Here is a 10,859-nt window from a genome sequence, read left to right on the forward strand (position 1 = left end):
ATCGAATCGATAAGCGCGGCGAGCCGACGGCGGCACGGGATGCCACTAGGTTGCGAATCAATCGAGAAGCCGGGGGGGCGATCATGGTGGTGACAGGCGATCAGGTGACGAGGACGTCCGTGCGCGCACGGACGTGGCGGGCGGCGGCCATGGCCGCGATCGCCATGACGCTCGGCGCGACGGCGGCGGTGCCCGCGACGGCCGCACCTGCGGCGACAGCGCCGATCCTCGAGGCCGCGCTGACCTCGACCGGCGACATGTCGACCCGGCGGTGCGCCAACGCCGCGGTCGAGCCCTGGATCGACGGCACGACGTACACCGCGACGGCCGTCCTTCCGAAGGACGCCCGTCCGTTGTGGGCGCCCGACTCGCAGCACGCTGCCGTGATGGGGACGCGGATCAAGGTCCTCGACCGCGAGGGGCGCAAGGCGATCATCTCGAACGGGCTGAGGGTCGAGAACCTGAGCCCGCTCCGGTGGTCGCCCGACGGCTCGACCTTGCTGTTCGTCGCGTACTCCACCGACGGCGATCACGTCCTGTACCGCTACGACGTCGACACCCGCGAGCTGAGCGAGGTGACCCGCGCGTGGCGCATCAACGGCTACGACGTGTCGCCGACCACGGGCGAGATCGCGGTGGGCCTGACGAACGGGGGCAGCGGGGGATACCGCATGGTCGCGGACGACCCCGACCTGGTGATCGTCGATCCGGTCACGTTGGTGCCGCGCGTGGTCATGGGCGGCGCGGGCTGGCCCGCGTACTCGCCCGACGGCCGCAGCATCGCGGCCTTCGACGGCATCGGCATGGTCCTGCTGCGCGACGACGAGCTGATCGCGACCGCGCGACGGGACGACGTCGCGTTCGACGACTACCTGTTGAGCTACTGGGATCGCATGACCCCGAGCTGGTCGCCCGACGGCGCCTACGTGGCCGGGCTCGTGTCGCGCGGGGGCACCGTCGCGGTCGTCCGGGTCCTCACCGCCGATGGCGAGCTGGCGGAGACCTGGCGCACGCCGGTGCTCTACCGGATGACCTGGACTACCGAGCATGTGCTCGTCACGCGCGCCGGCTTCCAGGCGGCGTCGAACAACCTGGACACCGGCACGCGCGCCTTCACGCCGCGCGGCGGCACCTTCGAGGACACGGTCGCCCACGGCGCGCAGATCACGAGCTACACCGGTTGCGGCGAGGTCATGGTGATGAACAGCGTCTTCAAGAAGCGCACCTACCTCGCGGTCGCCGACGGGTGGCGGTACTACTACGGCCGCACGGCGATCGCGCCCGACGGGACCCAGCTCGCGCGCATGTACGCGCCGGGCGAGACGAAGCCGCGCTGGTACGTCGTCGCGCACTGACGCGGATCATCCCCGGGGACGATGTGCCGAGAACCCGCGCCCAGATAGCGTCGTTCCAGGTAGACCGAACAAGGAGCGAGAACATGGCGGTCAAGGTTGGTCACTCGCTGGCGGAGCGCTTCCCTGGCCTGGCGGGGGAGTGGCACCCGACGAAGAACGGCCAGCTCACTCCCGCAGGTATCCACGCCCGCTCGTGGCAGCAGGTCTGGTGGCAGGACGATCTCGGTCACACCTGGGAGGACCGCGTCCGTGCCCGCACCGGCCGCAAGCCGCGGGGCTGCCCCCGCTGCGACGCCGGCGAGAACTACGTGCCGCGCGACTACTGGGCCGAGAACCGGTCCTCCTCGCAGGGCGGTGTCCTCGGGCCGCTGGGCGGTCCGCTCGGCCGGTGAGGAACGCCCCCAACCGATCTGCCTGCGGCGTCGTTATCGGATCGAGACGCGACGCGTAGCCCGTTCGGCACTCGATGCCGCTAGGTTGCTCGTCAATCGAGAACCCTGGGGGCGGAGTTGAGCGACGAGGCGCAGGCGCCGAAGACCGACGGCACGGGATCGGCGTGGTCCGAGTGGGCCGCGACCATGCGGCGACCGCAGATCTGGGTGCCGATGGCGGCGGCCACGACCGTGATCGCCGTCGTGGTCGGCCTCGTGGTCGCGAACGCGGGATCCGACGGCTCGACCGACGCCGCCGCGCTCCCCTCGAGCACCGCCACGCCGACCGCGACCACCTCATCGGAGCCCGCGCCCTCGGCCACCGCATCGTCCGGGGCGGGCTCCAGCGCCGAGCCGTCGCCGAGCGCCTCGGTGAGCGCCTCCGCGTCGCCCGAGCCGTCCGTCGAGCCGTCGACCGAGCCGTCGGTCGCGCCGGTCGTGTACGAGCTCCCGAACCTCACCGTCGCGACTGAACCGCTCGCCCCGTCGTATCCGGAGCTGTCCGGCACCTCGCTCGCCCGGTCGATCGACTGGGGCGACTGGACCGGCGAGCTGATCTGCAGCGACGACGCCGACAAGGTCAAGCGATCCCAGGTGAGCAACTACTGGCAGGAGGCGCGCGACGCCTACGGCCGGAAGAAGGGCGAGGCCGCCGGCACCGCCGACGTCCTGCGCGTGGGCGGCGGGAACGCCGACGAGTACTCGCTGTGGTCGCCGGACTCCTCGGCGTTCGTGACCTTCGCGGGTGGGGGCTACCACCGCGCGAATGCCGACGCCGTCCTGCTGGTGACCAGGGACGGCTCCAAGGTGAACCTCACGAGCCGTGCCGGAGGGTCGGCCGACGGCTGGAACACGGCGCGCTGGTCGGCCGACGGCACGCGCGTGGGCTTCGTCATGCGCAAGGGCGACGACTCGAGGTGGGTCGTGGTCGCGGACTCCGCCGGCAAGATCCTCGGCACGGTGGGGCCCTACGAGTTCCTGAACGGCTTCGACCTGAGCCCCGACGGCACGTCCGTGATCATCGGCAAGGGTGCCCGTGGCAGCCGGACGCCGGTGTTGGCGGAGCGCGGCATCGACATCGTCGACCTCGCCACCGGTGAGGCATCCGAGATCTTCGGGCGCGTGGGCTTCCCGTCGTACTCGCCCGACGGCAGCCGGATCGCGTACTTCGGCGACCCCGACTACGACGGCCGCTACGCGGCGTACGTGCAGGATCTGTCGTCCGGTCACGTCACGCAGCTCGGCGAGCAGCGCTACCTGCAGTTCGACCTCGACTGGAACGCCGACTGGGATCGCTTCGCGCCGGTGTGGTCGCCCGACGGCACCCGCGTCGCGGCGACCGTGCCGCGCGCGGAGGACGACGCGAAGATGAACGTCCTCGTCGTCGCGCCGGACGGCACCGGCGGCCGCGAGTACAAGGTCAACAGCGCGCTGCGATCCGTGTGGAGCCCCGACGGGGAGATGCTCGCGGCCGGCAAGAGCGGCGCCGTGACCGTGGTGCGGCTCTCCGACGGCAGGTCGACGTGGCTGCGCAACCGCATGGCGCTCGCGTGGGCGCCCGGCAACGAGCTCGTCGCGTACGCCCGCGTGTGCGGGTCCAGGATGTGGGCCACGGTGTCCATCGCGCCGTTCGAGAAGACCGTGACGCCCGTGCATGCCCCGACCGGCTGGGTCGCGAACGGCTGGGCGCTCGTCTCGCCCGACGGTACGCGCGTGGCCCAGCAGCTCTACGGCGAGGGCGCGACGCAGGCCGTGTTCTACCTCTCGAAGGTGGCCTGAGCGCCGGACGTCCCAACCGATCCGGCTGCGGCGTCGTTATGGGATCGAGACGCCGAACGGCGCCTGAGCGGTCTCGGGCGTCGATAGGTTGCAGGTCAGTCGATCCGCTGGGGGCAGCATGAACGAGCACGAGACGGCACCGGAGCCGGCCGGCGACGGGGCGCGCCCCGCAGGCTGGGCGGCTGTGCTGCGTCAGCCGAAGGTGTGGATCCCCACCGCCGCGGCGGTGACCGTGATCGCGCTGTCGGTCGGCCTGATCGTGACCAACGCACGGGCGGACGATGCGCGGGCCGCGGCGGAGCTCCCGGCGGCGAGCGCCTCGCCCAGCACGACCGCGACGACCGAGCCCGACGCGGCGGCCGAGCCCGGCGAGGCGACGAGCACCGCATCGGCCTCGCCCACCGCGACCGCGAGCCCATCCGCGACGCCCGACGCCGAGCCCACGGCCGCCGCCGATGCCGACGACGCCGCCGACGCGCAGGCCGCCGCGGAGCGGGCCGCGCACGCGTGCGTCCCGGGCGACCCCGTCGCCGTCCCCGCACGGTCGACCACCCAGGTCCTGCCCGGCGACGCGGGCGCGACCACCACCGACATCACACCCAAGGCCACCCAGCTGTATCCCGGGTACACCGAGGTGAGCTTCTCCGCCGACGGCACCCGCCTCCTCACGATCGAGTCCGGCGAGGGCCGCTACACGGTCCGCCTGCTGAACGCGGGCACCATGGCGTCGGTCCTCGACCTCGAGTCGCTCTCGGACGCGAATCCCGAGGCCCAGGCCGCGTGGGACCCCGCCGGCACGCGGGTCGCCGTCGCGCGCGGCCTCGCCGACGACTCCCTCGAGATCTCCACGGTGGAGGCCCGCACCGCGCAGCACAAGGTGCTCGCGACGATCCCGAACAGCGGCGCCGAGTCGGTCGCGTGGTCCGCGGACGGCTCGTGCCTCGCCATCGCCGTGCGCGGACCGGTGGGATGGGACGACCACGACGACCCGTCCGTGCACACGATCACCGTGGTGCGGCTGTCCGACGGCGCGATCACGGAGATCGGCCCCGGCGCGATGCCTGTGTGGACCGCCGACGGCTCGCTCGTGTTCTGGCGCGTCGACGCGGGCAGGGTGGCGCTGTGGCGCAGCTCGGCCGACGGCGTGGAGCAGTCGCGCGTGGGCTCCGGAGCCGGCAAGCGCTGGAGCGACAACGCCACGGTGAGCGCGCCGATCGCATCGTCGGACGGCACCCGGGTCGCGTACGTCGACGAGCGCGGCCCGGTCTCGGTCCGCGTCGCGGGACAGGACGGCTCGGGCGACCGTGAGGTCGCGCGGCTCGACCTCTACTGGGCGACGGTCCAGTGGATGCCGGGAGAGCAGGCCCTGCTGGTGCGTGGCGGCAAGAAGGCCACCTCGACCATCGGCATGTGGACGGTCGACCTCGCGACCGGCACGGTCACGAGGCTGAAGGTGCCCCGTGCGGCGGGCGAGATCCTCAACACCGGCACGCCGCTCCCGGACGGGTCGGGCGTGCTGACGACGCTCGGGAGCCCGCCCGGAGGCTCGGACCTGCGGACGATGCGCATCGTCCTCGTGCGCGACGGCGTCACCACCCAGCTGGGCGAGCCCTTCTACGGGAGCTGGGCCTCGGCGCCCGCCTGGTCGCTCGACGGCGACACCCTCGTCGTGAGCGCCTGGACGGCGCTGAGCATCCCCAGGGACGTGCTCGGGCACCTGGTGGTCACCCGCCGCTGAGCCGGTCCTCGGGCCCGGTCGCGAGCCCCAAAACGGGGCAGTCCGGACATCCCCCCGGTGGCATCGCGTGACACCTCCGGAGGTGGTTCCCGAGGCGCGCCGGGTGAGGCTAATCTACGGGGACAGTTGACCGACCCTTGGGGGACCGATGACGGACGGGGCGCCCGGGCCCACCGCTCGTCGCAGGCGCGCGTCCCGGCGCCTCTGGATCCCCGCGGCGCTCGGCGCGATCGCCCTCGCCGTCGCCCTCGGCGTCGACGTCGCGCAGTCGAAGGTCGAGGCCGCCGAGAGTGTCGCCGCCTCCCCGAGCGTGACGGGAGACGACGCCTCTTCCCTCGGCCCCAGCGCTGCTCCGGACCTGGACGAGACCGCCTCCTCCGCATCGTCCATCCGCGCGGCGGGCGACGCCGCGCCCGCAGGCGTCTGCATGCCCGCGCCGGTCCCGACCACGACCGTGAAGGTGGGTGCCTCGGTGCTCCCGACGGACTCGGTCGCGTCCAACGAGACGCTCGACCCGAGCCAGACCGGCGTCGCGGTGACCTACGCCGCGCCGGCCTTCTCCGCCGACGGCAAGCGCCTCACCACGCTCCTGCGCCACGATGGCGCCTCCACCGTGGAGCTGTTCAGCACGCCCACGATGACGTCGATGGTCGCGCTTGGCAGCGACTGGGTGTCGGCGCCGGTCGAGTGGGATCCGTCGGGCACCACCGCCGCGGTCGCGCGCCGCATGAAGGACGGGGCGCTCGAGCTCGTGACCGTCGACGGCGCGAAGGGCGCCGTGTCGTTCCTCGCCAAGTTCCCCTCGTCCGTCGCCGCCGGCATCGCCTGGTCCGACGACGGTGCGTGCGTCGCGATCGCGGTCACGGACGACCTCTCGGCGGCGTCCGACGCGCCCCGCTACGAGGACTACGAGGTCGCGGTCGTGCGCGTCGCCGACGGCGCGGTGGCGTGGATCGGCTCCGGGGCGTACCCGGAGTTCCTGCCGAGCGGCGACGTGGTCTACATCGGCCCGCGCGCGAACGGTCGCCTCGCGTACTGGAGGGCCTCCACCGATGGCCTCGAGCGCACGATGATCGGCGCGCTGTCCGAGGACCCGGGCGAGCCGCGCCTCAGCGCCGACCGCAGCGCGATCGCGTACGTCGTCGAGGGCGACGAGCTCGAGGTGCGCGTCGCGCCCACGGGCACCCGCGGCAGCCGCGCGGTCGCACGCATCGAAGGAGCGACCTGGGGCTACGCGAAGTGGATGCCCGACGACTCGTCGCTGCTCGTCACCGGCGGCCTGCCCTCCGGCCGCACGCGCCTGTGGACCGTCGACATCGAGACCGGCGAGGTCACCCGCGTCCGGACCCCGGGCCTCACCCGCGCCGAGCGGATCTCCTACGCCGCTCCCGTGCCCGACGGCTCCGGCATCGTCGCGATGGTGAACGCGACGCGCGACGGCGCGCCCGCCTCGCACCCGGTCCTGCTGAGCCAGGGCCGGTCCACGGACCTCGGCAAGGCTGTCGCGGGCTGGGCCTCGTGTGCGCCCACTTGGTCGCCCGACGGCGACGCCCTCGTCACGTGCCACGGACGCTCGACGGTCGACGGCAAGACCGTCTCCGGCCGCCTGGTCGTCACCCGCCGCTGACCGTCCCACCGGACAGCACCAACGGAGTTCGCGGCGACACGCCGCGTCCGGAGGGACGATGCGGGGGCTCGGTCGGCGCGTCGCTGCCGATTCCGTGCGTAGTGTCAGGGGAGGGAGTGCCGCTCGGGGAGCACCACCGCGGACACTCCGTCTCAGAATTCAAGATGGTGAACCACAATGTGAGATTAGTTGTCCGAATGGTGACACCCGCCCGGACCCGGGCGTAGAGTCGCATGCATGCAGACGATCCTTGTACGAGTTACCAGGCGCGCGGACCGCGACCGGTAGCACCGAACTCGTCCGCGCGCTGACCCCGAGGCCGCCTGGCTGAGGGGTTTTCTCATGCGAGGCGGACGCAAGGGACGCCTCACCCCGACGACCAGGAGAGAAGATGGCTCAGGTTCAGGCCAAGCCGGGCATGCCCGCGGCCCGCATCGCCCGCCAGGCGCCGAGCGCTCCCACGCTCGCCCGCCCCACGCCGCAGTCGAACCCGGATCCCGCGCTCAACGGCGTCGAGATGACCGGCGCGGAGGCGATCATCCGCTCGCTCGAGTGCGCCGGCGCGACCGACGTCTTCGGCATCCCCGGCGGCGCGATCCTCCCGACCTACGACCCGCTCATGGACTCGTCCAAGCTGCGCCACATCCTCGTGCGCCACGAGCAGGGCGCCGGCCACGCCGCACAGGGCTACGCCCACGCGACCGGCAAGGTGGGCGTCTGCATCGCGACCTCCGGTCCCGGCGCGACCAACCTCGTCACCCCGATCGCGGACGCGAACATGGACTCGATCCCCATGGTCGCGATCACGGGGCAGGTGGGCGCGGCGATGATCGGCACGGACGCCTTCCAGGAGGCGGACATCGTCGGCATCACGGCGCCCATCACCAAGCACAACGTGCTGGTGACGGACCCCGCCGAGATCCCCGCGGCCATCGCGGAGGCCTTCTACATCGCGAGCCACGGCCGTCCCGGCCCGGTTCTCGTCGACATCGCGAAGTCCGCGCAGCAGGCCAAGACCACCTTCCAGTGGCCCGGCCGCATCGAGCTGCCCGGCTTCAACGCCGGCGTGCGCCCGCACCAGAAGACGGTGCAGGAGGCGGCCCGCCTCCTCGCGACCGCGCGCCGCCCCGTGCTGTACGTCGGCGGCGGCGTGATCCGCGCCGGCGCCGCGGCCGGCCTGCGCAAGCTCACCGACCTCTCCGGCGCGGCCGTGGTCACCACGCTGATGGCCCGCGGCGCGCTGCCCGACAGCCACCCGCAGCACCTGGGCATGCCCGGCATGCACGGCACCGTGCCCGCCGTGGCGGCGCTGCAGAAGGCGGACCTCATCGTCGCGCTCGGCGCCCGCTTCGACGACCGCGTCACCGGCAATCTCGACAGCTTCGCGCCGCACGCGACCATCGTGCACGCGGACATCGACCCTGCGGAGATCGGCAAGAACCGCGCCGTCGACGTGCCGATCGTCGGCGACCTCAAGGAGGTCTTCGAGGCCCTGGTGCCCGCGCTCGCGCACGAGCACGAGCGCTACGGCAAGCCGGACCTCGAGGCCTGGTGGGCGCAGCTGGACGACTGGCGCACCACGTACGCGCTCGGCTACACGCCGACGCACGACGGCCTGTCGAGCCCTCAGCACGTGATCCAGCGCCTGGGCCAGCTCAACGACCCCGAGTCGACCATCTACACCTCGGGCGTGGGTCAGCACCAGATGTGGGCCAGCCAGTTCATCAAGTACGAGCGCCCCAACACGTGGATCAACTCGGGCGGCCTCGGCACGATGGGCTTCTCGGTGCCCGCGGCGATGGGCGCCCAGGTGGGTCAGCCCGACCAGACCGTGTGGGCGATCGACGGCGACGGCTGCTTCCAGATGACCAACCAGGAGCTCGTCACCTGCGCGATCAACGAGATCCCCATCAAGGTCGCGCTGATCAACAACTCGAGCCTGGGCATGGTCCGCCAGTGGCAGACCCTGTTCTACGAGGGCCGCTACTCCAACACGGACCTGCACACCGGCCACGGCACGCGCCGCGTCCCCGACTTCGTCAAGCTCGCCGAGGCGATGGGCTGCGTGGGCCTGCGCTGCGAGTCCGACGCGGACGTCGACGCGACCATCAAGCGCGCCAACGAGATCGACGACCAGCCCGTGGTCGTGGACTTCACCGTGTCGCGCGACGCGATGGTGTGGCCCATGGTCGCCGCCGGCACCAGCAACGACGAGATCCAGTACGCCCAGGGCATCGCCCCCAAGTGGGACCGGGAGGACTGACCCCCATGACCAAGCACACCCTGTCCGTGCTCGTCGAGAACAAGCCCGGCGTGCTCGCGCGCGTCGCCGGCCTCTTCTCGCGCCGCGCGTTCAACATCCACTCGCTCGCCGTGGGCCAGACCGAGCACCCGGAGATCTCGCGCATCACCGTGGTCGTCGACGTCGACGAGCTCCCGCTCGAGCAGGTGACCAAGCAGCTCAACAAGCTGGTCCACGTGCTCAAGATCGTCGAGCTCGAGCGCGACCGCTCGGTCCAGCGCGACCTGCTGCTGGTCAAGGTGCGCGCGGACGCCCGCCAGCGCACCGACGTCCTCCAGATCGTGGACCTGTTCCGCGCGCACATCGTCGACGTCTCCACGGACTCGGTCGTCATCGAGGCCGTCGGCACGCCGGACAAGCTCGAGGCGCTGCTTGCGGCCCTCGCGCCGCACGACGTCCGCGAGATCGTCCAGTCCGGCACCGTCGCCATCGGCCGCGGCGCCCGCTCCATCACGGAGCGCGCTCTCGACCGCGTCGCCACCGCCTAGCCGCCGGACGATGCGCGGGTGACCGCCGCATCGTCCCTCCGCAGTTCTCACCTACGTACGACATGAAATGAAGGAGATCCCCAGCATGGCTGAGCTGTTCTACGAGAAGGACGCCGACCTCTCGATCATCCAGGGCAAGAAGGTGGCCATCGTCGGCTACGGCTCGCAGGGCCACGCCCACGCGCAGAACCTGCGCGACTCGGGTGTCGAGGTCCACGTTGCGCTGCGCGACGGCTCGAAGTCCATCGCGAAGGCCGAGGAGGACGGCTTCACCGTCCAGAACGTCGCCGACGCGACCGCGTGGGCGGACGTCATCATGATCCTCGCGCCGGACCAGCACCAGCGCGGCATCTACGCGGACGAGATCGCGCCGAACCTCGCGCCGGGCAAGGCCCTCGCGTTCGCGCACGGCTTCAACATCCGCTTCGGCTACATCGACGCCCCCGAGGGCGTCGACGTCATCCTCATCGCCCCGAAGGCCCCGGGCCACACCGTCCGCCGCGAGTACGTCGCGGGCCGCGGCATCCCGGACATCATCGGCGTCGAGCGCGACGAGTCGGGCCAGGCCTGGGCGCTCGCGCTGTCCTACGCGGCGGCGATCGGCGGCACCCGTGCCGGCGTCATCAAGACCACCTTCACGGAGGAGACCGAGACCGACCTGTTCGGCGAGCAGGCCGTCCTCTGCGGTGGCATGTCGCACCTGGTCCAGGCGGGCTTCGAGGTCCTCACCGAGGCCGGCTACCAGCCTGAGATCGCCTACTTCGAGGTGCTCCACGAGCTCAAGCTCATCGTCGACCTGATGTGGGAGGGCGGCATCGCGAAGCAGCGCTGGTCGATCTCCGACACGGCCGAGTACGGCGACTACGTCTCCGGCCCGCGCGTCATCACCCCCGAGGTGAAGGAGAGCATGAAGGCGATCCTCGCGGACATCCAGTCGGGCGCCTTCGCGACCCGCTTCATCGCGGACCAGGACGCCGGCGCGCCGGAGTTCAAGGAGCTCCGCTCGAAGGAGGAGTCGCACCCGATCGAGAAGACCGGCAAGGAGCTGCGCTCGCTGTTCTCGTGGTCGGCCGCGACCCAGGACAAGGACTACGTGGACGGCTCCGCCGCGCGCTGATCCGCTCTACCCGAACGCGAAG

At 71.9% G+C, this 10,859-nt stretch carries 9 protein-coding genes; 8 read left to right on the plus strand and 1 reads right to left on the minus strand.

The features are described from left to right. The first annotated feature begins 119 nt into the window (after positions 1-119). Positions 120-1,355: a PD40 domain-containing protein gene (locus tag AOM02_RS06715; RefSeq protein WP_156156120.1), complete on the plus strand. Its 1,236-nt coding sequence runs from the start codon at positions 120-122 to the stop codon at positions 1,353-1,355. 83 nt (positions 1,356-1,438) lie between these two features. Continuing rightward, a complete protein-coding gene (locus AOM02_RS06720; RefSeq protein ID WP_062298022.1) occupies positions 1,439-1,747 on the plus strand; it encodes a zinc-ribbon domain-containing protein in 309 nt (102 codons plus the stop codon). A 92-nt stretch (positions 1,748-1,839) separates the two neighbouring features. Here the strand turns inward: AOM02_RS06720 and AOM02_RS14275 are convergent, their stop codons facing one another. After that, positions 1,840-2,247 carry a hypothetical protein gene (locus AOM02_RS14275; RefSeq protein ID WP_156156121.1) on the minus strand — a complete coding sequence of 136 codons (408 nt, stop codon included), beginning with the start codon at positions 2,245-2,247 and terminating at the stop codon, positions 1,840-1,842. Between AOM02_RS14275 and AOM02_RS06725 the strand changes: the two genes are divergently transcribed. The 6 genes from AOM02_RS06725 to ilvC all read left to right on the plus strand — a co-directional run bounded on the left by AOM02_RS06725 (position 2,225) and on the right by ilvC (position 10,837). Continuing rightward, entirely contained in the window at positions 2,225-3,565 is a 1,341-nt protein-coding gene (locus tag AOM02_RS06725) for a TolB family protein (RefSeq protein WP_156156122.1), read from the plus strand. The two genes, AOM02_RS14275 and AOM02_RS06725, sit on opposite strands and share 23 nt — an antisense overlap. A 118-nt stretch (positions 3,566-3,683) precedes the next feature. Then, a complete protein-coding gene (locus AOM02_RS06730; protein ID WP_062298026.1) occupies positions 3,684-5,303 on the plus strand; it encodes a hypothetical protein in 1,620 nt (539 codons plus the stop codon). A gap of 148 nt (positions 5,304-5,451) precedes the next feature. Next, complete coding sequence (locus AOM02_RS06735; protein WP_062298028.1) at positions 5,452-6,930, plus strand: TolB-like translocation protein; 1,479 nt, start codon at positions 5,452-5,454, stop codon at positions 6,928-6,930. A gap of 391 nt (positions 6,931-7,321) precedes the next feature. After that, a complete protein-coding gene (locus AOM02_RS06740; RefSeq protein ID WP_062298030.1) occupies positions 7,322-9,193 on the plus strand; it encodes an acetolactate synthase large subunit in 1,872 nt (623 codons plus the stop codon). A 5-nt stretch (positions 9,194-9,198) separates the two neighbouring features. Continuing rightward, positions 9,199-9,720 carry an acetolactate synthase small subunit gene (ilvN, locus tag AOM02_RS06745; RefSeq protein WP_062298032.1) on the plus strand — a complete coding sequence of 174 codons (522 nt, stop codon included), beginning with the start codon at positions 9,199-9,201 and terminating at the stop codon, positions 9,718-9,720. Positions 9,721-9,805: 85 nt separating this feature from the next. Then, on the plus strand, positions 9,806-10,837 hold the full coding sequence (gene ilvC / locus AOM02_RS06750; RefSeq protein WP_062298034.1) for a ketol-acid reductoisomerase: 1,032 nt from the start codon (positions 9,806-9,808) through the stop codon (positions 10,835-10,837). Positions 10,838-10,859: the final 22 nt, after the last annotated feature.

This window comes from Demequina maris, from assembly GCF_000971155.1.
Lineage (GTDB): Bacteria > Actinomycetota > Actinomycetes > Actinomycetales > Demequinaceae > Demequina > Demequina maris.